This is a genomic window from Streptomyces sp. NPDC052396 (assembly GCF_044593195.1).
Taxonomy (GTDB): domain Bacteria; phylum Actinomycetota; class Actinomycetes; order Streptomycetales; family Streptomycetaceae; genus Streptomyces.
Genome location: NZ_JBIUAW010000001.1, coordinates 523,036 through 543,244 on the forward strand (window position 1 = coordinate 523,036; position 20,209 = coordinate 543,244).

A 20,209-nucleotide genomic window follows, 5' to 3' on the forward strand; every position below is an offset into this window, starting at 1 on the left:
CCCATGGCAGCCTCATTCCGTCGCAATCAAGGGCGCACACCGGGGGACGCGATGGATAAGCGGTACGAGGTCTACTGCCTGGCGGACAGGCACTTCTATGAGACCCCGGACCGGCTGACCGGCCTCGGCGAGCAGCGGCCCGCGCTCTATGAGGCGGCCCGGCGGCCGGTGCCCGAGGGGTGGCAGAGTGCCCGTACCGGGGACTGGCTGCATCTGTTCCCCAGCGGGCAGGAACTGCCCGCGCAGGGCTGGAAGATCCATGCGGCGGCCACCGCGGACACCGCCGAGAAGCTGGCCGCCACGGTCTGGGACTACTGCGTGGGCCGGGGCATCCCCTTCAAGTTCGTGCCGGCGCCGCATCTGCTCCACCTGCGCAACAGCAAGTACGCGGGGCGGGACATGAGCGGCAAGGCGGTGACTGTCTATCCGGCGGACGAGGCCCAGCTGGAGCTGGTCCTGAATGAGCTGCAGGAGCTGATCGGCGGCTGGCCCGGGCCGTATATCCTCACCGATCTGCGCTGGCACCAGGGGCCGTTGTATGTCCGGTACGGGGCGTTCGCCCGGCGGTTCTGCGTGGACGAGCGCGGACGGCTGGTGCCGGCCATCGAGGACGGCGAGGGCAAGCTGGTGCCGGACGGGCGGGAGCCCGCGTTCCGGGTGCCGGAGTGGGTGACGCTGCCGGAGTTCCTCCGGCCGCACCTGGCCGCCCGCAACGCCACCACGGTGGGCGAGCTGCCGTACCGGATCGAGAAGGCGCTGCACTTCTCCAATGGCGGCGGGGTGTACGCCGGCACCGACCGGCGCAATGGCCGCAAGGTGGTGCTGAAGGAGGGCCGGCCGTATGCCGGACTGGCCTCGGACGGCGCGGACGCGGTGGCCCGGCTGGACCGGGAGCGAACGGCGCTGGAGCGGCTGTCGGGGCTGGGCGTGGCGCCGGAGGTCAGGGGCTGGCTCCAGCTGGGCGACCACCGGTTCCTGGTGATGGACTTTATCGAGGGGCGTCCGCTCAACTCCTTCTTCGGGGAACGGCATCCGCTGCTGGCGGCCCGCCCCGACCCGGAGGCGGTGGCCGGGTACACCCGGTGGGCGCTGCGGGTGCACCGCGCGGTCGAGGAGGCGGTGACGGCCGTCCATGACCGGGGCGTGGTCTTCAACGACCTGCATATGTTCAATGTGATGGTGGCGCCGGACGAGAACTCGGTGGCGCTGATCGACTTCGAGGCGGCGGCGGACGCCACGGAGAACGGGCGCCAGGTGGTGGCACATCCGGGCTTCTTCGCCCCGCCGGACCGCACCGGCCCGGAGGTGGACCGCTATGCCCTGGCCTGTCTGCGGCTGGCGCTCTTCCTGCCGGTGACCACCCTGCTGGTGATCGACCGGTCCAAGGCGGCCCACCTGGCCGAGGTGATCGCCGCCGAATTCCCGGATGTGCCAAGGGAGTTCCTGGACGAGGCGGTACGGGAGATCACCCGTACCACGGGCCAGACCAACAGAACCGTTTCGCCGGGCACTTCGCTCCCGGACACCGCCGACTGGCCCACCGCCCGGGACTCCATGGTGCGCGCGATCCTGGCCTCGGCCACCCCGGACCGCGACGACCGGCTGTTCCCCGGCGATGTGGAGCAGTTCTCCGACGGCGGCGGGCTGGGGCTGGCGCATGGCGCGGCGGGGGTGCTGCACGCCCTGGCCGAGGTGGGCGCCGAGCGGTACGAGGCGGGGGAGCAGTGGCTGCTCAGGCACACCGACCCGGTGCCGGCCGGCACCCCGCTGGGGCTGTACGACGGGCTGGCCGGTGTCGCCCTGGTGCTGGACCGGCTGGGGCACCGGGCCCGCGCCCTGGACCTGGTGGAGCAGCTGCTCGCCGAGCGGTGGCGGCAGCTGACCTCGGACCTGCGGGGCGGGCTGGCCGGGATCGGCCTGGCGCTGGACCGGCTGGCACACACCACGGGCGAGACCGAACTGGCCCGGTACGCCGAGGAGGCCGGGCAGCTGCTGGCCGAGCGCCTGGCCGGGGACCTGGCCGACGCGGAGGGGACCAAGCGCCGCCGGGCGGGGCTGATGCGCGGGGCGAGCGGCCCGGCGCTGCTCTTCCTGCGGCGGTATGAGCGCACCGGCGATCCGGCCCTGCTCGAATTGGCCAAAAACGCGCTGCGGCTGGACCTGGCCCACACCGTGCGCACCCCCAGCGGCAGTCTCCAGGTGGACGAGGGCTGGCGCACCATGCCCTACCTGGGGGACGGCAGCGTGGGCATCGCCATGGTGCTGGACGAACTGCCCGCCCAGGCCCAGGAGGACGCTGAACTCGCCCGGGCCCGGGCGGAGATACTGCCCGCCGCCTGCTCCCGGTTCTACGCCCAGCCGGGGCTGCTCCAGGGGCGCGCCGGAATGATCCTGCACCTCAGCCGGACCACGACCCCCGGCGACCACCGTGCGGCGCTGGCCGCGCAGGTCGCGGCGCTGGGCTGGTACGGCATGCCCTACCAGGGCGAACTGGCCTTCCCCGGCCACCAGATGATGCGTCTGTCGATGGATCTGGCCACCGGAACGGCGGGCTGCCTGCTGGCCCTGGGCGCGGCGCTGGGCGACCGCCCGGCCGGGCTGCCGTTCCTCTGACCGTCCCCCACCGCCCGGAACACCGGGCCCCATGAGCCGGTTCCGCTTTCCGTGGAATCGTGGTGAGCAGTACCAACTGTCCCCAAGTCCCCATAAGAAAGGAAGACATCATGGCGCTTCTCGACCTGCAGAGCCTGGAGTCCGAGGACCTCGGCACCACCGCCAACGAGAGCACGGTCAGCCTGCTGTCCTGTGTGAGCAACGTCAGCGTGCTGATCTGCCTCTGAACCAGGCGGCGGTACAGCGGGCCCTCCCTGTGCGGGAGGGCCCGTCCGCGTTCACAGCCAGCCGGCGCGGCGGGAGATGCGGATGGCGTCAACGCGGTTGCGGGCGCCGGTTTTCCGGGTGATGGCGGCCATGTAGTTGCGTACGGTGCCATTGGCCAGGTGCAGGCCGCAGGCTATCTCGTCGATGGAGGCGCCCTCGGCGGCCAGCGAGAGAACGTTCAACTCCCGCTGGGTGAGGGGGATGTCGGCGGCCTGGAGGAAGCCGAAGCCCAGGGACTCGTCTATATAGCGCTCACCTCTGGCCACCTGGCGTATTCCGTCTGTTAAGTGCTCCGGGGCGGCGTTCTTGCTCAGATAGCCCAGAGCACGGGCCTCGTAGGCGAGCCGCAGGGGCCCGGGCCGTCCCCGGCTGACCAGGGCGAGCAGTGCGCTGTGCCCGTCGCCGGCGGGACATCGCCGGGCCAGTTCCCGTACTCCGTGGGGTTTGGCCGCTTCCGGGCCGTCCATGTCGACCACACATACCTGGGGCCGTCCCTCCCAGCCGGCGGCGTCCCGCCAGCCGGCCGTGGTGACCTCGATACCGGGCTCCTTCTCCAGCAGTGCCGCCAGCGCGGTGCGCAGCAGTCGGGTGTCGTGGACCAGCAGAACCTGGATCACCGAACCATTCCTCCCCGCAGGAATTCCACAGCCTTGTTCGTTTAACACCGGCCGCCTATTTCATACCTGCGAGGCAAGGATCTTGCGGGAGTTGACGAAACCCGTGGAAAGCGCAAGAGCGAAAAAGACTCAGGTGATCAGCCGGCAGGCCGTCTCGATGTCCACCCGCACCTGGGCGATGGAAGCCCGCCTGGACAGCCAGGTGACCAGCGCCGAGTGCCAGGTGTGCTCGATGACCCGCACCGCCGAGAGCTGCTCGGGGGAGGGGCCGCCGGGCAGGCCCATGGCATCCAGGATGATGGCGGTGGTCAGCCGGGAGACGGTGTCCACCTCGGCGCTGACCGAGCGGTCGGCGAAGGTGAGCGCACGCACCATGGCATCGGCCAGATGCGGTTCGCGCTGCATGGCACGGAAGGCGCGCATCAGGGTCTCGGCGACCCGCGCCGCCGGATCCCCGCCGGTGGGCGGCCGTTTGCGCAGGGTCTCGTGCAGCCGCTCCAGCTGGTCCTGCATGGTGGCCACCAGCAGGTGCACCTTGGACGGGAAGTAGCGGTAGAGAGTGCCGAGCGCGACACCGGAGCACTCGGCCACCTCCCGCATCTGCACCGCGTCAAAGCCACCCCGGCCGGCCAGTTGCGCACTGGTGGCCAGAATGCGGCGGCGGCGGGCCTCCTGGCGCTGGGTGAGCGGCGGCGCGGCCGGCTTGGGGGCTGCGGTCATCTGCTGTGCTGGGTTCCGTTCCATGCGTAACGGCTGTGGCGGCGGACACGCTGCATGATGTCAGGGCTCCGCGCAGTGACGCGAATCACTGGAACGTGTTCTGAACCCGCCGGGTATGGTCGGCAGTTGCCGGGCCCGGCGCCAGGTGGAACTTGTTCTAGGTATACGCAGCGGTTACGCTCCCGCTGAACTGCAGGAAGAAGGGGGCCGCGAGTGACCGCTGAGACCGCCCGGGCAGTCGGGTCAGGTCCGCCCCGCACGGTGCCCACCGCCGGCGGTGACGGCCCGCTGCGCATCGCGCTGCTGTCCTACAAGGGCAACCCGTTCTGCGGCGGCCAGGGGGTCTACGTCCGCCACCTCTCCCGTGAACTGGCCCGCCTGGGACACTCCGTGGAGGTCATCGGCGCCCAGCCCTACCCGGTGCTCGACGACGACGAGGGCGTCACCCTCACCGAACTGCCCAGCCTGGACCTCTACCGGCAGCCCGACCCCTTCCGCACCCCCGGCCGCGAGGAGTACCGGGACTGGGTGGACGCCCTGGAGGTGGCCACCATGTGGACCGGCGGCTTCCCCGAGCCGCTGACCTTCTCGCTGCGCGCCCGGCGCCATCTGGCCGCCCGCCGGGGCGACTTCGATGTCGTCCACGACAACCAGACCCTCGGCTACGGCCTGCTCGCCGATCTGGGCGCCCCCCTGGTGACCACCATTCACCACCCCATCACCGTGGACCGGCAGCTGGAGCTGGACGCCGCCGAGGACCTGGCGCGCCGGCTGTCCGTCCGCCGCTGGTACGGCTTCACCCGGATGCAGGAGCGGGTCGCCCGCTGCCTGCCCAGGGTGCTCACCGTCTCCGGCTCCTCCCGGCAGGAGATCACCGACCACCTGGGCGTCCGCCCGGAGCGGGTCCATGTGGTGCCCATCGGCGCCGACACCGACCTCTTCTCGCCGGACCCGGCCATCGCCGAGATCCCCGGCCGGATCGTCACCACCGCCAGCGCCGATGTCCCGCTCAAGGGACTGGTGCACCTGGTGGAGGCCCTGGCCAAGGTTCGTACCGAACACCCGGACGCCCACCTGGTGGTGGTCGGCAAGCGCGCCGACGACGGGCCGGTGGCCCAGGCCATCGAACGCTTTGGGCTGGAAGGCGCGGTCGAGTTCGTCAAGGGCATCAGCGACGCCGAACTGGTCGACCTGGTGCGCGGCGCCCAGATCGCCTGTGTGCCCTCGCTCTACGAGGGCTTCTCGCTGCCCGCCGCCGAGGCGATGGCCACCGGCACCGCCCTGGTCGCCACCACCGGCGGCGCCATCCCGGAGGTGGCCGGCCCGGACGGTGAGACCTGCCTGGCGGTGCCGCCCGGCGACGCGGGAGCACTGGCCGCCGCGCTGGGCCGCCTGCTGGACGACGGCGAACTGCGCCGCCGGCTGGGCGCCGCCGGACGCCGGCGCGTACTGGACCGGTTCACCTGGCGGCAGGCGGCCATCGGCACCGCCGAGCACTACCGCGCCTCCATCGCCCGCTACACCGAGGCCCGGCGGGCACGGCAGCGCACCCGCACCACCGCCTGAGGCACACCCGCCCAGGCGCACCACCGACCCGCTCCGCCGGACGAAAGCAGACACCGTGCTGACCGTCGACTTCTCCCGCTTCCCGCTCGCCCCCGGCGACCGCGTCCTCGACCTGGGCTGCGGCGCGGGCCGGCATGCCTTCGAGTGCTACCGGCGCGGCGCCCGGGTGGTGGCACTGGACCGCAACGCCGAGGAGATCCGCGAGGTCGCCAAGTGGTTCGCCGCCATGAAGGAGGCCGGCGAGGCCCCGGAGGGCGCCACCGCCACCGCCATGGAGGGCGACGCGCTGGCCCTGCCGTTCCCCGACGACAGCTTCGACGTAGTGATCATCTCCGAGGTGATGGAGCACATCCCCGACGACAAGGGAGTGCTCGCCGAGATGGTCCGGGTGCTGCGGCCCGGCGGCCGGATCGCCATCACCGTGCCGCGCTACGGCCCGGAGAAGATCTGCTGGGCGCTCAGCGACGCCTACCACGAGGTCGAAGGCGGCCATATCCGCATCTACAAGGCCGATGAACTGCTGCGCAAGATGGAGGAGGCCGGACTCAAGCCGTACGGCACCCACCATGCGCACGGCCTGCACAGCCCCTACTGGTGGCTGAAGTGCGCCTTCGGCGTGGACAACGAGAAGGCACTGCCGGTGCGCGCGTACCACAAGCTGCTGGTCTGGGACATCATGAAGAAGCCCCTGGCCACCCGGCTGGCCGAACAGGCCCTCAACCCGGTCATCGGCAAGAGCTTTGTCGCCTACGCCACCAAGCCGCGCGCGGCGCACGGCGCGCTGGACGAGGTGCGCGCGTGACCACGTACCACCGTCGTCCGGGACGCGCGGAGCGCCTCGCACTGCCCGGCGTGCTCACCACCGAAGAGGCCACCCGCACCGTCGAGGGCATCGCCGCCACCCAGCGCGAGGACGGGGCCATACCGTGGTTCCGCGGCCACCACCTCGACCCCTGGGACCATGTCGAGGCCGCCATGGCCCTGGACGCCGCCGGCGAACACGGCCGCGCCGAGGCCGCCTACCGCTGGCTGGCCCGGCACCAGAACGCCGACGGCTCCTGGTACGCCGCCTACGCCGACGGCGCCGCCGACGAACCCACCGACCGCAGCCGGGAGACCAACTTCACCGCCTATGTGGCGGTCGGCGTCTGGCACCACTACCTGGCCACCGGCGACGACGCCTTCCTGGACCGGATGTGGCCGGTGGTCTGCGCGGCCATGGAGTTCGTCCTGGAACTCCAGCAGCCCGGCGGACAGATCGGCTGGAAGCGCGAGGCCGACGGCCGGGCCGTAACCGACGCCCTGCTCACCGGCTGCTCCTCCATCCACCAGGCGCTGCGCTGCGCCCTGGCCATCGCCGAGCACCGCGAAGAGCCCCAGCCCGACTGGGAGTTGGCGGCCGGCCTGCTGGCCCATGCGATACGCCACCACCCTGAGCGGTTCCTGGACAAGAGCCGCTACTCCATGGACTGGTACTACCCGGTACTGGGCGGCGCCCTCACCGGCGAGGCGGCCAAGCGGCGCATCGAGGCCGACTGGGACCGCTTTGTGGTGCCCGGTCTGGGGGTGCGCTGTGTGGTGCCCAACCCCTGGGTCACCGGCGGCGAGAGCTGTGAACTCGCCCTGGCGCTCTGGGTGATGGGCGAGTCCGACCGCGCGGTGGAGATCCTGCGCTGGATCGGTCATCTGCGCGCCGACAACGGCATGTACTGGACCGGCTATGTCTACCAGGACCAGGCGGTCTGGCCGGAGGAGCAGACCACCTGGACCGCGGGCGCGCTGCTGCTGGCGGTGGCCGCGCTGGGCGGCGACGAGGCGACCACGGCGGTGTTCGGCGGTGAACGGCTGCCGAGCGGGCTGGAACCCGACTGCTGCGGCTGAGCCGTACTGCCGTGCCTGAGCCCGGCTGCGGCGCTTCAGCCGGCCGGTGCGCTGCCGGGCCTGGGCAGGCGTACGAGGGCATCGCCCGAACGGTACGGTCCGGCGTGCGGGGGGCGTCGCTTTGGGTAAGCCTTGTCGGGAGTGTCCCCAAGCGCCCGTCGGAGGCCAACCGTGTCCAGTCGCGCCCGCGTCCGCCGTACCGCCGTAGCGCTGCCGCTGGTCTGCAGCCTGCTGCTGGTCGCCCCCGCCTGTGGCGGCGGCAAGAAGGAGAGCAAGAGCGAGGCGTCGCCGACGACTTCGGCCGAGAAGCAGAAGTTCGCCAAGACACGGTTTGTCGCCAACGCCGGGCTCGCCGCGGGCGCCACCTACAAGTGGATCGTCAAGCCCTACAAGGCGGGCGCCTTCAAGAGTGGTGAGAAGGGCCGGGTCAAGGCCCTGGCCAAGGCGGCCCTGGCGGGCACCTTCACCTACAACCGGCTCAAGGCCGCCAAGAAGAACGCCGAGGGCGACCCCACGCTGTCCAAGGCGCTGGCGCCCCTGGCTGCCGGCATCGAGTCGCTCAAGGGCCTGCCCGGCAAGCTGAAGAAGGGCGATGCCGTCGACGGTGATGTCAACAGCTTCCAGGACGTCATCAACAAGGTGAAGGACGCCGGGAAGGGCGCCGGTGCCGAGGTGAAGGACAAGACGCCCTCGGCGAGCGAGCTCGGCTCGGGCGGCTGAACCGGACGGCCGGGAAGGGGCGTTGCCGAGCCTGTCGACAATGAAAGCATTGCGGGCATGGCAGACACTCTCCGAAGACCGGGGCAACAGACGCTTCCCCGCAGGCTGTCGCGGTGCGCGATACCCCTGGCACTCGCGTTTGTCACGGCCTGCGGCGGCGCCGACGAAGGCCAGGGGCGCCCCGGAGCGCAAAGCGCGGGGGACAGCGTCTTCCCCCGGCTGGGCAATGGGGGCTACCGGGTTGAGCACTATGGCCTGACCCTGGACTACCGGCCGGAGGACAATCTGCTGGAGGGCAAGGCGGTGATCACCGCCCGGGCCACCCAGGACCTCAGCGCCTTCAGCCTGGACCTCAAGGGACTGCGGGTGCGCGAGGCCCGGGTGGCGGGCAGGACGGCCCACACCTCCCGCAAGGGCACCAAGCTCACCGTCCGGCCGCGCCAACCGGTGGCCAGGGAGGCCGAGTTCACCACCGAGATCAGCTACCGGGGCACCCCCCAGACCGTCCATGACGTGGACGGCGCCACCGAGGGCTGGGTGGAGACCGAACACGGCGCGGTCGGACTGGGCGAGCCGGAGGGGTCCATGGCCTGGTTCCCCGGCAACCACCACCCCTCCGACAAGGCCGCCTATGACATCACGGTGACCGTGCCCAAGGGCTATACAGCCGTGGCCAACGGCGAGTTGCGCCAACAGGAGACCAAGGGCGGCAAGACCACCTTTGTCTGGCACAACGGCGAACCGATGGCCAGCTATGTGGCGAGTGTGGCGGTGGGCGAGTTCCGGATCACCCGGGGCCGGGCCGGCCGGCTGCCGCTCTATATCGCCTCGGCGCCCGGCGAGGAGGCGGCCGCCGAGCGGATGAACAAGGTGCTGCCCCGGGTACTGGACTGGGAGACCGGCCTGTTCGGCCCGTACCCCTTCTCCTCCGCCGGCGTGGTCATCGACCGCAATGAGGAGGTGCACTACGCCCTGGAGACCCAGACCAAGCCGTACTTCCAGGAGCCGCCGGACGACAAGCTGGTGGTACATGAGATGGCCCACCAGTGGTTCGGCAACTCGGTCACCCTGCGCGACTGGCGTGATATGTGGCTCAACGAGGGCTTCGCCCAGTACGCGGAGTGGATGTGGGAGGAGAAGGAGGGCGGCCGCACGGTGCGGCAGACCTTTGACGACTACTACGACGGCAAGGACCCGGAGAGCAAGGGCCCGGCGGGCGAGGACATCTGGTCCTATCCGCCCGCCACGCCGGACGCCGAGCAGATATCGGGGCGGCCGGTGTACGGGCGGAGCGCGATGATGCTTCAGCGGTTGCGGGAGACGGTGGGGGACTCGGTGTTCTTCGATGTGCTGCGCACATGGGTGCGGGAGCATCGTTTCGGCAATGTGGAGGCCCAGCAGTTCTTCGCGCTCTGCGAGGCGAAGTCCGGGAAGGGGCTGGGGGAGTTCTTCCGGACTTGGCTGTACATGGCGGGGAAGCCGCCGAGGAGTTGAGTGGGTTCGGGGTGTCCCCGGTCTAGGCGTTGAGTTCGGCCAGGGCTTGGAGGGTTGGTGGGTCGGGGGCCGTTATCAGGAGGTCGGTGACCGGGCCCGACCGCCAGGCTGTCAGGCGTTCGGCGATCCGCTTCCGGGGGCCGACCAGGGAGATCTCGTCGGCCAGGGTGTCCGGCACCGCGGCCACCGCCTCCTCGCGGCGTCCGGACGCGAACAACTCCCCGATGCGGGCGGCGACTTCGCCATAGCCCCAGCGGGCCAGCAGGTCCGCGTGGAAGTTGCGTCGGGCGTGCCCCATGCCGCCGACATAGAAGGCCAGCATCGCCTTCACCGGCCGCAGGCCCTCGGTGACATCGGCGCAGAGGGCGGCCCGGACCAGCGGGGCCACCAGGAAACCCTCGGGGGCGGCGGCCAGGGATTCGGCGTAGAGGTGGGTCCGGGCGGGCGACCAGTAGAGCGGCAGCCAGCCGTCGGCGATATGGACGGTCTGGGCGATGTTCCTGGGGCCTTCGGCGCCGAGCAGCACCGGCAGGTCGGGCCGGAGGGGGTGGGTGATGGACCGCAGCGAACGGCCCAGGCCGGTGCTCCCCGGGCCGTCATAGGGGAGGCGGTGGTAGCGGCCGTCCAGGGTCACCGGTGCGGTGCGGCGCAGCACCTGACGGACGATGTCCACATACTCCCGGGTGGCCATCAGCGGGCGGTCCGGGAACGGGCGCCCGTACCAGCCTTCCACCACCTGCGGACCGGACAGCCCCAGCCCCAGCAGCAGCCGGCCGCCGGAGAGATGGTCCAGGGTGAGCGCGTGCATGGCGGTGGCGGCCGGCGAACGGGCCGCCATCTGTGCCACCGCGGTGCCCAGCGCGATGCGCCGGGTGTGGGCGGCGATCCAGGTCAGCGGGGTGAAGGCGTCCGAGCCCCAGGACTCGGCCGTCCACACCGAGTGATATCCCAAGTCCTCCGCTTCCCGGACGAGTTGGAGATGGCGGGGGTCCGGGCCGCGGCCCCAGTAGCCGAGTGCGAGACCGAGTCGCATGGCGGGTCACTGTACGGCGAAGGCCCGCCGGAGGGAACCGGCGGGCCTTGGCGTGGAAATGGGCGGGGCGTTGAATCAGCCGCGCTGGATGCCGGAGGTGTCCTGGAGGACACCACGGCGGCCGTCCTGGGTCTGGGCGACCAGGGCCGGACCGCGCTGGTCCACGGCCAGGTACCAGGTACCGGGGGTCAGCTCGGCGATCGGGGTCTGCGAGCCGTCCTCCGGGAACAGCGGCCGGTTCACCGGGACGGCGAACCAGAACGGGGTGAACCCGGAGGCGGGAGCGCCACCCTGCGCACCGGCGGGCTGGCCGCCACCGAAGGACTGGCCGGCCGCCTGCTGGGCCGCGGCGGCACCCGCGCCACCATCCGGCTGGGAAGCGGCGGGCTGCACCGTGGTCGGGTCCTGCGGCTGGTACGGGGACGGGGCCTGGCCGCCGAAGGAGGCACCCGGCTGGGCCCCATAGGGGGCGCCGGGCTGGCCGGCGGCCGGGTTGGGGTAGCCATAGCCCGGGTTGGGGCCGGTCCCGTAGGGGGAGACGGGCTGCTGGGGGGCGCCCATCAGAGGGGCCTTAAGGGCCGGGACGCGGGAGGAGAACAGAGCGGCGGCGGCGATGACCGCATTGGCGATCAGTGCCAGGATGCGGCCGATGCCGACACCGACGTTGGAGTTCATGTCCTCAAGCGGACCGTCGAACATGGTCCACAGGGTGGTCCAGGTCGCGAAGACCGCCAGCGCCGTCCCCCACTGCTCCAGCGTGAGGCCCAGCACATTGCGGCCCGTCTGGATACGGGAGGCGACGATGAGCGCGGCTGCGATGAGGCCGGCGAGCACGATCGACGGCAGTGCGGGGAAGACCTTGCCTTCCCACAGATTGGGCACCTTCGATGTGTCGCAAGGACCGCTGCAGTCGACCGAGTAGTAGTCGAGGAACGAGGCGATGAACAGCAACACCGCTGCTCCGATCACCACGCCGTCGCCTCGAGTGAGGGAGCGGATGTTCACCTGAAGTCCTTTGTCCGTGCAGTTGGAAAGTTGTCAGCTGGCGTCGGTGCCAGTTCGCGAGGTGCGAGGGCGCGGGGGAAACTCGGCCCCCCATCGTACGGGGGAACCTATCGCTCCCATGTCCGGGGCGGCTCTTCGTTTCGCCCTCGTGACAAGGCTGTGGCCTGCCGTTATTTCCCTCCGTTACCCGTGCAGGAAGTCACTGATGCCGTTTGCGATCCCTTGCGCCGCCTTTTCGCGCCAAGCGTCATCGGTGAGTTGGGCGGCATCATCGGGATCGCGCATATTGCCGCATTCGATGAACACCTTGGGGACTTTGGACAGATTGAGTCCGCCCAGATCGTCACGGACGTCCAAACCCGTTCCCTTGCCCACATAGTTGGAGGGTGCGCTGCCGGTGACGCGGACGAAGTCGCCGGCGATGCGTTCGCCAAGTGCCCTGGAAGGGCCGACGATGGGCGTGGTGTCCACCTGCCCGTTCTTGAGCGGTGCGGGAAGAATCACATGGAACCCGCGGTCGCCGGCCGGTGCGCCGTCGGCGTGTACCGATACCGCGGCGTCCGCGTGGGCCCGGTTGCCGATCTCGGCGCGTTCGTCCACGCACGGCCCGTAAGGGCGGTCGCCGTCATGGGTGAGGGTGACGGTGGCGCCCTGCGCCTGGAGGATACGGCGGATGCGGTGGGCGACATCCAGGCTGAAGGTGGCTTCGGCGTAACCGGAGTTGGTGGCGGTGCCGGTGGTGTCGCATTCCTTGCGGCCGTTGCCCATCTCCACCTGCTGATTGATTTCGGTGGGATGGTCCTGGTTGTGGATGTTGTGGCCGGGGTCGATGACGACGACCTTGCCCTTGAGCGAACCATCGTTGGCAGGGGAGGTACTTGGCTTCGGTGCCGCGGAGGCGGGGGTTGAACTTGAGGCGGAAGCAACGGCCGAAGGCGCTTTGCCCTCGGCCGACTTGGCGTCGTCGGTCTTGTCGTCGCAGCCCGCGAGGCCCGTCAGGAGCAGCGCGGTCAGTGCCACGGCCCTGAGCGGGCGGGGTATGCGGGGGAGGCTGCCGGTGGACACCTGGGCGATGGTAGCGCCTATGGCTCAGTGGCCGGGGGCGATCCGGCGCAGGACGCGGAGCGAGTGCGTCACCGAGACCTCGGTGAAGGCACCGGATTCCAGGGCCCGGCGGTAGATGCGGTACGGGGCCTGGCCGCCGTCGGCCGGGTCGGGGAAGACATCGTGGATGACCAGCAGGCCGCCGGAGGCGAGGTGCGGGGCCCAGCCCTCGTAGTCGGCGGTGGCGTGCTCATCGGTGTGACCGCCGTCGATGAAGACCAGGCCGACGGGGGTGCGCCAGGTCTTCGCCACCTGGGGGGAGCGGCCGACTATGGCGATGACATGGTCCTCCAGGCCGGCGGCGTGCAGGGTGCGGCGGAAGACGGGGAGGGTGTCCATACGGCCGGTGACCGGGTCCACCAGGGTGGGGTCGTGGTACTCCCAGCCGGGTTGCTGCTCTTCGCTGCCGCGGTGGTGGTCGATGGTGATGGCGGTGAGGTGCGCCTGGCGGGCGGCGTCGGCGAGGAGGATGGTGGAGCGGCCGCAGTAGGTCCCTACTTCCAGTAGGGGGAGGCCCAGTTCGGCGGCCTCGGTGGCGGCGTCGTGGAGGGCGCGGCCCTCGTCGGTGGGCATAAAGCCCTTGGCCTCTTCGAAGGCGGCGAGGGTGGCGGGGCTGAGCATTGCTTTTGTCCTTGCGGTCGTGGGTGGAGCGCCTTCGGTGGCTACAGCCAGCCGTTCTGGCGGGCGGTGCGGACCGCTTCCATGCGGTTGCGGGTCTGGGTCTTGCCGATGGCGGCCGAGAGGTAGTTGCGCACCGTGGCCGGCGAGAGGTGCACCTTGGCCGCGATGTCGGCGACCGTCGCGCCGTCCACCGCCGCGGCCAGCACCTCGCGCTCCCGCTGGGTGAGCGGGTTGGGGCCGGTGCTGAGCGCGGCCGCGGCCAGCACCGGGTCGATGACCTGCTTGCCCGCCAGCACCTGGCGGATGGCGGCCGCCAGGTCCTCCACCGGGCCGTCCTTGACCAGGAACCCGGCCGCCCCGGCCTCCATCGCCCGGCGCAGATAGCCGGGGCGGCCGAAGGTGGTCAGGATCAGCACCTTGCACTCGGGCAGCCCGGCCCTGAGGTCGGCCGCGGCGTCCAGCCCGCTGCGGCCCGGCAGTTCGATGTCCAACAGCGCGACATCCGGTCGTACTTCCAGGGCCGTGGGCAGGATCTCGTCCCCGTTGGCCACCTGGCCGACGATCTCGATGTCGTCCTCCAGGCCGAGCAACAGCGCCAGCGCTCCGCGCATCATTCCCTGGTCCTCGGCGAGGAGGGTGCGGATGCGCTGGGCGGGCTGCTCGGGGCCGGTGTCTGTCATACCGTCCAGCCTAGACAGTGGTGCGTTCATCAGGCCGCCAGTCCCTCCTCGTCGTCCACCGGCAGCTCCGCCACCAGCCGGAAGCCGCGGCGGCCGGCCGGGCCGGAGGTCAGTGAGCCGCCCGCGGTGGCCAGCCGTTCGGCCAGGCCCCTGAGGCCATTGCCGCCGGTCTTGGGCCGGGGCCGCTCCATCTCCGGCCCGGCGGCCGGGCCCACGCCGTCGTCGGTGATCTCCAGATGGACCCGGTCGGGTTCGCCGCGTACCTCGATCGCACAGTGCGAAGCGCCGCTGTGCCGCACCACATTGGTGACGCCCTCGCGCACCACCCAGCCCAGCAGCGCCCCGGTCTGCGGCGGCAGCGGCGGGCCGGACTGGCTGATCTCGGCGGCGATCCCCGAAGCCTCCAGCAGGGAACGGGCGTTGTCCAGCTCGGTGGCCAGGCTGCTCTCCCGGTAGCCGGTGACGGCCTCCCGGATTTCGGTCAGGGCCTGGCGGCCCACCGCCTCGATGTCGGCGGCCTGGGAGAGCGCGGCGTCCAGGTCGCGCGGGCCCAGGCGGCGTACCGCCTGTGCCTTGACCACCATCACCGAGAGGGTGTGGCCCAGCAGGTCGTGCAGGTCCCGGGAGAAACGCAGCCGCTCGCGCTCCACCGCGGCATGGGCCAGCTGTTCGCGGGTGGCCCGCAGGGCGGAGTTGCTCTCCACCAGGTTGAGCAGGTTGGCGGCCAGCATCCCGGCCAGGCCGGTGCCCCAGCCCGCGGCCACGATGTCCCCGGTGGTGTCATGGGCGCCCCGGAGCGAGGCCATGATCCCGTAGGTGATGCCCAGCAGGGCCAGGGCGAACGCGATCAGCCGGGTGTCGCGGCGCAGCACCACGCCGGTCGCCAGGGAGAGCAGCGGGAAGCACATCTGCCAGTGGTTCCAGTAGCCGACGGCCAGCGCATAGGTGACCACGGCCAGTCCGGCCAGCAGCAGCCGGGGGGTGCGGCTGTCGTGGCGGTCGTCGTCCAGGGCGGTGGAGATGGTGGCGAGATACAGGGCGATGAAGACCAGTTCGCCAAGGCCACCGAGCCAGGGCAGCGGCATGCCGCCGGTGAGGACGGCGATGGTGTCATGGATGTTGACGAGCAGAAAGGGGATGAAGCTCTTGAGGGTGGGCATTTTGGTCCATCCGGCGGGCTGGCCCGCTGCCGTGCTCGTCATGCCGCACAGCCTACGAAACCCCTTTTGACGAAATCCCGTTGAGTGTCCGGTTCCCGGCGGTGCGGGGGCAACCGCCCGTCGACGGCGGTGACATGCGTCTTCCCAAGCCATCCGGAACGGGCTATACAGCCGTGCATGCCCATCGACGCCGCCAAGGCCCTTGCCGCCGATCCGCGCGTGACCGATCTGTCCTGGGACCACAAGGACATCCAGCTCTACCACCTGGGCATCGGTGCGGGCCGGCCGGCCACCGACCCGGCCGAGCTGCGCTACACCCTGGAGAGCAGGCTGCAGGTGCTGCCCTCGTTCGCCACCGTGGCCGGGGGCGGGATGGCGCTGGCCGGCGGGCTGTCCGCGCCCGGGATCGAGGTGGACCTGGCGGCCGTGCTGCACGGCGGGCAGACCGTCTCGGTGCACCGGCCCATCCCGGTCCGGTCCACCGGAGCCACCCAGACCTCACGGGTTGCCGCCGTCCATGACAAGGGCAAGGCGGCGGTGATTGTGCTGCGCAGCGATGTGGCCGACGCCGAGGGGCCGTTGTGGAGCAGCGATGCGCAGATCTATGTCCGGGGCGAGGGCGGCTTCGGTGGGGAGCGCGGTGTCGCCATGCGGCTGGAACTCCCCGAGCGCGCACCCTATTTGACGGTGGAGCGGGCCCTCCGCGAGGACCAGGCGCTGCTCTACCGCCTCAGCGGGGACTTCAACCCGCTGCACGCCGACCCTGAGTTCGCCCGGCGGGCCGGGTTCGACCGGCCGATCCTGCATGGACTGTGCACCTATGGCATCGCGCTGAAGGCCGTGGTGGACGGGCTGCTGGGCGGGGACGCCGGGCGGGTCCGCTCGTACACCACCCGCTTCACCGGCGTGGTCTACCCCGGCGAACGGCTGCGGCTGCGGATGTGGCGCGACTGCCCCGGGCCCGGGCGGATCCAGGTGTCGGTGACGGTGCCCGAGCGCCAGGACGCCGCCGTGCTGGCGGACACCGTGGTCGAACACCGCTGAGCCCGCAACACCCCAGCCGTACGAAGGGAGCCGCCCATGCGCGCCGCCGTGCAGCACGAGAAAGGGCAGGACAAGCTCGAAGTCGTGGACGACATCGAGGCGGTGGGCTTCGGCCCCGGCAAGGTCCGGGTGCGGATGCGGGCCGCCGGGCTGTGTCATTCCGATCTGTCCGCGATGTCCGGGGTGCTGCCGCAGCCCGCGCCGTTTGTCCCCGGGCATGAGGGGGCGGGCGAGGTCCTGGAGGTGGGCGAGGGTGTCACCGGGGTGCGGCCGGGGGACCGGGTGCTGGTGTGCTGGCTGCCGGCCTGTGGCGGCTGCGCCGCCTGCCGGCGTGGCCAGACACAGCTGTGCCTGTCCGGCTTCCTCAGTGTCTCCACCCCCAACTTCCGGCGGCCGGGCGGCGATGTGTTCAGCTTCGCGGGCACCGGCACCTTCGCCGAGGAGACGGTGGTGGGCGCCGGATGCGCGGTGCCGATCCCGGACGATGTGCCCTTTGACATCGCCGCCCTGATCGGCTGCGGGGTCACCACCGGGCTCGGTGCGGCGCTCAACACCGCGCGGGTGGCGGCCGGTTCATCGGTGGCGGTGATCGGCTGCGGCGGGGTGGGAATCGCCACCGTGCAGGGCGCCCGGGTGGCGGGCGCGGCACGGATCGTCGCGGTGGACCCGGTGGCCTCCCGGCGCGAGGCGGCGCTGCGGTTCGGGGCGACGGAGGCGGTGGCGCCGGAGGAACTGGCCGAGGCCAGGAACCGGGTCACCGGTGGTGAGGGCTTCGACTATGTCTTCGAGGTGGTGGGCACCTCGGGCACCGCCCGTACCGCCTATGACCTGACCCGGCGCGGCGGCACCCTGTGTGTGGTGGGCGCGGGCGCCATGGACGACACCCTGCAACTCAATATGTTCGAGCTGTTCTTCAACGAGAAGCGGATCCTGCCCTCCTTGTACGGCGGCGGCGATGTGCTGCGCTCCTATGGCCGGGCCATTGAGCTGTGGCGGGCCGGGCGGGTGGAGCTGGCCGGGATGATCACCCATCGGGTGCCGCTGGCGGGCGTCAATGACGCGCTGGAGCAGATGCGTTCGGGTGTGGCGCTGCGTACCTGTGTGGAGCTGTGAGATGGCGGCGATGACGCCGCCACTGCGCGGCAGAACGGCGATCGTCACCGGAGGCGGCCGGGGTCTGGGCCGGGCCGAGGCCCTGGAACTGGCCCGGCGCGGTGCCTCGGTGGTGGTCAATGACCAGGGGCGGCCGGGGCGGGACGGCTCGGGTGCGGCCTCGGCGGGGCCCGCCGAGGCGGTGGCGGCCGAGATCCGGGCGGCGGGCGGCCGGGCCGTCGCCCACGCCGGGGACATCGGGGACTTCGCCGTCGCGCGGGAGCTGGTGCGGCTGGCCCTGGACACCTATGGCTCGCTGGATGTGCTGGTGAACAACGCGGGGATCCTGCGGGACCGGATGGTGTTCGCCATGTCCGAGGAGGAGTGGGACACGGTGATCCGGGTCCACCTCAAGGGCCACTTCAACACCATCCGTTTTGCGGCCGCGTACTGGCGGGAGCGGGCCAAGGCCAGCGGGGAGCCGGTGTACGGGCGGGTGATCAACACCGCCTCGGAGGCGTTTCTGCTGGGCGCCGCGGGACAGCCCAACTACGCCGCGGCCAAGGGCGGGATCGTGGGCCTGACCCTGTCCACCGCCGCGGCGCTGCGCAAGTACGGGGTGACGGTGAACGCGATCTGCCCCCGGGCGCGCACCCGGATGACCGAGGATGTCTTCGGTGCCGCGCCGGCCACCGGGCCCGATCCGCTGGCGGTGGAACAGGTCTCCCCGCTGGTGGGGCATCTGGCGTCCCCGGCGGCGGGCGGGGTGAGCGGGCAGGTGCTGGTGGTGTACGGGGGGCGGGTGGCGGTGCTGGAACGGCCGCGGATCGCCGCCCGGTTCGCCCTGGACGACCTGGCGGGCGGGTTCACCCGGTTCTTCGCGGAACGCAAGGGGGAGTCGTTCGCGGCGACGGAACTGCTGGGACTGTGACGGCCGGCGGCAGTTGCCGGATACGGAAAAAGGGCGGAACCGGAACATAATCCGGCACTCCGCCCCAGAAGTCCGGGACTTATCAGTTGGCCTCCGCCGGGCGGCGGTGCTTTCCGTGCGGCGAGGCAGGCTGGTCGTCAAGCATCGACGACGGGCCGCGGTGCCTGCCGGAGCCGGCGGCTGCGGCCTGGGCGGAAGCCTCGATGCGGCTCGCTTCGGTCGTGTCGGTTCGGGCTTCGGACATGGGGAAGGTCACTCCGTCGGTGTGGGAATAGCGTGCACCGGGGGCCACTTGGGCCACTCACACGGCGGTCAACACGCTTTCCGCGCACGCCCCTTCAGCACCGCTGCGCAGCCCCCGCCCCAATCCTAACGGGACCTTGATCGAGCCAGCCACCCAGGATCGAACATCCGTCAGAGTTTCCGTCAGAGGGGACGCCGTGTCACGGCCCGGGCGTGGGGTGCCTGCTGGAGCGGCACCGGGCGCAGCGCGGCCGCCCCGCCCGGGTCCTCCTCCGGCGGTTCCGCCACCTCCTCCGGCAGCCGCAGCCGGGCCAGGCCGCAGGGCACCTGGGGGGTCACACAGGGCAGTCGCAGCTCTCCGTCGGCGGTCCACAGCCCGGCCCCGGCCACCCAGCCAGCCGGCCCGGGGAACTGGCGCAGCCGCCGCTCGGCGGGGCGCCACACCCCCACCCAGCTGCCGGAGTCCAGCTCCACCCGGTCGATCAGAAACGCCACCGAGCAGGTCTCCGGGGTCAGCGGCTGTCCCGGCTGGGTGGCGAAGGGGACCAGGGGTGCCTCGTCCAGCCGCAGGCACTCGGGGAACCGCACCGGCCGTGCCGAGCCCAGCACGCCCCAGCCCAGCCGGTCCTCGCCGGGGGCGTCGGACCGTACCAGCAGCAGGCCGCTGTCCACATCGGCCAGCACCAGCCGGTCGTTGCTGTGCTCGGCGATCTGCAGCAGCGGGCTGGTCTCGCCGCCGCGCCCCAGATCCACCACCACCGCCTTGGTGAGCCCCTCCAGCTCCCGGTCCAGGGCCAGCAGCCGGCCGGAGCGGTCCAGCCAGGCGCCGCCGGTGCACCGGCCCGGCACCTTGGCCAGCAGCTCCGGCCCCCGGCTGCCGCCGTGCACCCGCCACAGGGTGGTGGCCAGGTCGCCGTGCACCAGGGCGTAGGCCGAGCGGCCGTCCGGCGCGGGCGGCAACAGCGACAGATGCGGGCACTCGATGGCGCCCAGCGGCAGTTCGCCGGTGCCCGGCCCGGTCGGGTAGAGCAGCGAGAGCGCGAACCGCTCGGCCACCCGGCGGCGGATCAGCACCCGCCCGTCCGCCAGCGGCAGCACCTCGGTGTCCGCCTCCTCCGGCTGGCTGGCGGGCAGCGGCACCGCGTAGGGCTCGGGGCCGTCCAGCGTCCACCGCTCCGGGAACCAGCCGCCGGTGCTGCGGCTCAGCGCCAGCCAGGCGGCGTAGGAACCGTCCGCGGTGACCGTGAACGCCCGGCGCCGCACCGGGGCCGACGCGCGGTGGACAGTGCTCTCGGGGCTGCTCTGGGGGGCACAGACCGTCATGAGAAACGTCACCTCCGGCACAGAACGTAGTTTTCGGACCTGCCGCCCAACCCTCCGAGGGAGGGTGCTTCATGCGTATGGGTGGAGCTTGGGGG

At 71.5% G+C, this 20,209-nt stretch carries 20 protein-coding genes; 10 read left to right on the forward strand and 10 right to left on the reverse strand.

The window, feature by feature from the left end:
* Positions 1-51: 51 nt before the first annotated feature.
* Positions 52-2,613, forward strand: a complete 2,562-nt coding sequence (gene lanKC / locus ACIHFE_RS02560; RefSeq protein WP_400103772.1) for a class III lanthionine synthetase LanKC — start codon at positions 52-54, stop codon at positions 2,611-2,613.
* 110 nt (positions 2,614-2,723) lie between these two features.
* Positions 2,724-2,840, forward strand: a complete 117-nt coding sequence (locus tag ACIHFE_RS02565; RefSeq protein ID WP_400103774.1) for a SapB/AmfS family lanthipeptide — start codon at positions 2,724-2,726, stop codon at positions 2,838-2,840.
* Positions 2,841-2,891: 51 nt separating this feature from the next.
* Here ACIHFE_RS02565 and ACIHFE_RS02570 read toward each other — a convergent pair whose 3' ends face one another.
* Both ACIHFE_RS02570 and ACIHFE_RS02575 read right to left on the reverse strand, forming a co-directional pair.
* On the reverse strand, positions 2,892-3,497 hold the full coding sequence (locus ACIHFE_RS02570; protein ID WP_400103776.1) for a LuxR C-terminal-related transcriptional regulator: 606 nt from the start codon (positions 3,495-3,497) through the stop codon (positions 2,892-2,894).
* Positions 3,498-3,626: 129 nt separating this feature from the next.
* Positions 3,627-4,217 (reverse strand): TetR family transcriptional regulator, encoded by a 591-nt coding sequence (locus ACIHFE_RS02575; protein WP_400103778.1) that lies wholly within the window; start codon positions 4,215-4,217, stop codon positions 3,627-3,629.
* Positions 4,218-4,430: 213 nt separating this feature from the next.
* Here ACIHFE_RS02575 and ACIHFE_RS02580 point away from each other — a divergent pair, with 213 nt between their 5' ends.
* The 5 genes from ACIHFE_RS02580 to ACIHFE_RS02600 all read left to right on the forward strand — a co-directional run bounded on the left by ACIHFE_RS02580 (position 4,431) and on the right by ACIHFE_RS02600 (position 9,878).
* Complete coding sequence (locus ACIHFE_RS02580; protein ID WP_400103780.1) at positions 4,431-5,783, forward strand: glycosyltransferase family 4 protein; 1,353 nt, start codon at positions 4,431-4,433, stop codon at positions 5,781-5,783.
* A gap of 55 nt (positions 5,784-5,838) precedes the next feature.
* Complete coding sequence (locus tag ACIHFE_RS02585) at positions 5,839-6,585, forward strand: methyltransferase domain-containing protein (RefSeq protein ID WP_400103782.1); 747 nt, start codon at positions 5,839-5,841, stop codon at positions 6,583-6,585.
* A complete protein-coding gene (locus ACIHFE_RS02590) occupies positions 6,582-7,664 on the forward strand; it encodes a prenyltransferase (RefSeq protein WP_400103784.1) in 1,083 nt (360 codons plus the stop codon). Before ACIHFE_RS02585 ends, ACIHFE_RS02590 begins: the two co-directional genes overlap by 4 nt.
* Before the next feature lie 171 nt (positions 7,665-7,835).
* Positions 7,836-8,384 (forward strand): hypothetical protein, encoded by a 549-nt coding sequence (locus ACIHFE_RS02595; protein WP_400103786.1) that lies wholly within the window; start codon positions 7,836-7,838, stop codon positions 8,382-8,384.
* A 57-nt stretch (positions 8,385-8,441) separates the two neighbouring features.
* Positions 8,442-9,878 (forward strand): M1 family metallopeptidase, encoded by a 1,437-nt coding sequence (locus ACIHFE_RS02600; RefSeq protein WP_400103788.1) that lies wholly within the window; start codon positions 8,442-8,444, stop codon positions 9,876-9,878.
* Between the two features lie 22 nt (positions 9,879-9,900).
* On the opposite strand, the gene ACIHFE_RS02605 is transcribed toward ACIHFE_RS02600, so the two are convergent.
* The 6 genes from ACIHFE_RS02605 to ACIHFE_RS02630 form a co-directional block, all read right to left on the reverse strand.
* Positions 9,901-10,911 (reverse strand): LLM class F420-dependent oxidoreductase, encoded by a 1,011-nt coding sequence (locus ACIHFE_RS02605; RefSeq protein WP_400103790.1) that lies wholly within the window; start codon positions 10,909-10,911, stop codon positions 9,901-9,903.
* A gap of 75 nt (positions 10,912-10,986) precedes the next feature.
* Complete coding sequence (locus ACIHFE_RS02610; protein ID WP_400103792.1) at positions 10,987-11,916, reverse strand: hypothetical protein; 930 nt, start codon at positions 11,914-11,916, stop codon at positions 10,987-10,989.
* Between the two features lie 183 nt (positions 11,917-12,099).
* Positions 12,100-12,981, reverse strand: a complete 882-nt coding sequence (locus ACIHFE_RS02615; RefSeq protein ID WP_400103794.1) for an N-acetylmuramoyl-L-alanine amidase — start codon at positions 12,979-12,981, stop codon at positions 12,100-12,102.
* A gap of 24 nt (positions 12,982-13,005) precedes the next feature.
* Positions 13,006-13,641, reverse strand: a complete 636-nt coding sequence (locus ACIHFE_RS02620) for a class I SAM-dependent methyltransferase (RefSeq protein WP_400103796.1) — start codon at positions 13,639-13,641, stop codon at positions 13,006-13,008.
* Positions 13,642-13,682: 41 nt separating this feature from the next.
* The gene (locus ACIHFE_RS02625; protein WP_400103798.1) at positions 13,683-14,321 is read right to left on the reverse strand and encodes a response regulator transcription factor; all 639 of its coding nucleotides are present in this window, start codon (positions 14,319-14,321) and stop codon (positions 13,683-13,685) included.
* A 29-nt stretch (positions 14,322-14,350) separates the two neighbouring features.
* Positions 14,351-15,523, reverse strand: a complete 1,173-nt coding sequence (locus ACIHFE_RS02630; RefSeq protein ID WP_400103800.1) for a sensor histidine kinase — start codon at positions 15,521-15,523, stop codon at positions 14,351-14,353.
* 135 nt (positions 15,524-15,658) lie between these two features.
* On the opposite strand from ACIHFE_RS02630, the gene ACIHFE_RS02635 reads away from it, so the two are divergent.
* Genes ACIHFE_RS02635 through ACIHFE_RS02645 form a run of 3 tightly spaced genes read left to right on the forward strand, consistent with a single transcriptional unit; the run spans position 15,659 to position 18,548 of the window.
* On the forward strand, positions 15,659-16,525 hold the full coding sequence (locus ACIHFE_RS02635) for a MaoC/PaaZ C-terminal domain-containing protein (RefSeq protein WP_400103802.1): 867 nt from the start codon (positions 15,659-15,661) through the stop codon (positions 16,523-16,525).
* A 36-nt stretch (positions 16,526-16,561) separates the two neighbouring features.
* Positions 16,562-17,638 (forward strand): Zn-dependent alcohol dehydrogenase, encoded by a 1,077-nt coding sequence (locus ACIHFE_RS02640; RefSeq protein ID WP_400103804.1) that lies wholly within the window; start codon positions 16,562-16,564, stop codon positions 17,636-17,638.
* A gap of 10 nt (positions 17,639-17,648) precedes the next feature.
* On the forward strand, positions 17,649-18,548 hold the full coding sequence (locus ACIHFE_RS02645; protein ID WP_400104397.1) for a 3-oxoacyl-ACP reductase: 900 nt from the start codon (positions 17,649-17,651) through the stop codon (positions 18,546-18,548).
* A gap of 82 nt (positions 18,549-18,630) precedes the next feature.
* Here ACIHFE_RS02645 and ACIHFE_RS02650 read toward each other — a convergent pair whose 3' ends face one another.
* Both ACIHFE_RS02650 and ACIHFE_RS02655 read right to left on the reverse strand, forming a co-directional pair.
* On the reverse strand, positions 18,631-18,792 hold the full coding sequence (locus ACIHFE_RS02650; protein WP_400103806.1) for a hypothetical protein: 162 nt from the start codon (positions 18,790-18,792) through the stop codon (positions 18,631-18,633).
* 182 nt (positions 18,793-18,974) lie between these two features.
* On the reverse strand, positions 18,975-20,114 hold the full coding sequence (locus tag ACIHFE_RS02655; protein ID WP_400103808.1) for a hypothetical protein: 1,140 nt from the start codon (positions 20,112-20,114) through the stop codon (positions 18,975-18,977).
* Positions 20,115-20,209 lie beyond the last annotated feature (95 nt).

Coding starts and splice junctions, on each gene's coding strand:
- lanKC (WP_400103772.1), top strand. CDS start 52: ATGGATAAGCGGTACGAGGTCTACTGCCTGGCGGACAGGCACTTCTAT.
- ACIHFE_RS02565 (WP_400103774.1), top strand. CDS start 2,724: ATGGCGCTTCTCGACCTGCAGAGCCTGGAGTCCGAGGACCTCGGCACC.
- ACIHFE_RS02575 (WP_400103778.1), bottom strand. CDS start 4,217: ATGACCGCAGCCCCCAAGCCGGCCGCGCCGCCGCTCACCCAGCGCCAG.
- ACIHFE_RS02600 (WP_400103788.1), top strand. CDS start 8,442: ATGGCAGACACTCTCCGAAGACCGGGGCAACAGACGCTTCCCCGCAGG.
- ACIHFE_RS02605 (WP_400103790.1), bottom strand. CDS start 10,911: ATGCGACTCGGTCTCGCACTCGGCTACTGGGGCCGCGGCCCGGACCCC.
- ACIHFE_RS02620 (WP_400103796.1), bottom strand. CDS start 13,641: ATGCTCAGCCCCGCCACCCTCGCCGCCTTCGAAGAGGCCAAGGGCTTT.
- ACIHFE_RS02625 (WP_400103798.1), bottom strand. CDS start 14,321: ATGACAGACACCGGCCCCGAGCAGCCCGCCCAGCGCATCCGCACCCTC.
- ACIHFE_RS02630 (WP_400103800.1), bottom strand. CDS start 15,523: ATGACGAGCACGGCAGCGGGCCAGCCCGCCGGATGGACCAAAATGCCC.
- ACIHFE_RS02635 (WP_400103802.1), top strand. CDS start 15,659: ATGCCCATCGACGCCGCCAAGGCCCTTGCCGCCGATCCGCGCGTGACC.
- ACIHFE_RS02640 (WP_400103804.1), top strand. CDS start 16,562: ATGCGCGCCGCCGTGCAGCACGAGAAAGGGCAGGACAAGCTCGAAGTC.
- ACIHFE_RS02645 (WP_400104397.1), top strand. CDS start 17,649: ATGACGCCGCCACTGCGCGGCAGAACGGCGATCGTCACCGGAGGCGGC.
- ACIHFE_RS02650 (WP_400103806.1), bottom strand. CDS start 18,792: ATGTCCGAAGCCCGAACCGACACGACCGAAGCGAGCCGCATCGAGGCT.
- ACIHFE_RS02655 (WP_400103808.1), bottom strand. CDS start 20,114: ATGACGGTCTGTGCCCCCCAGAGCAGCCCCGAGAGCACTGTCCACCGC.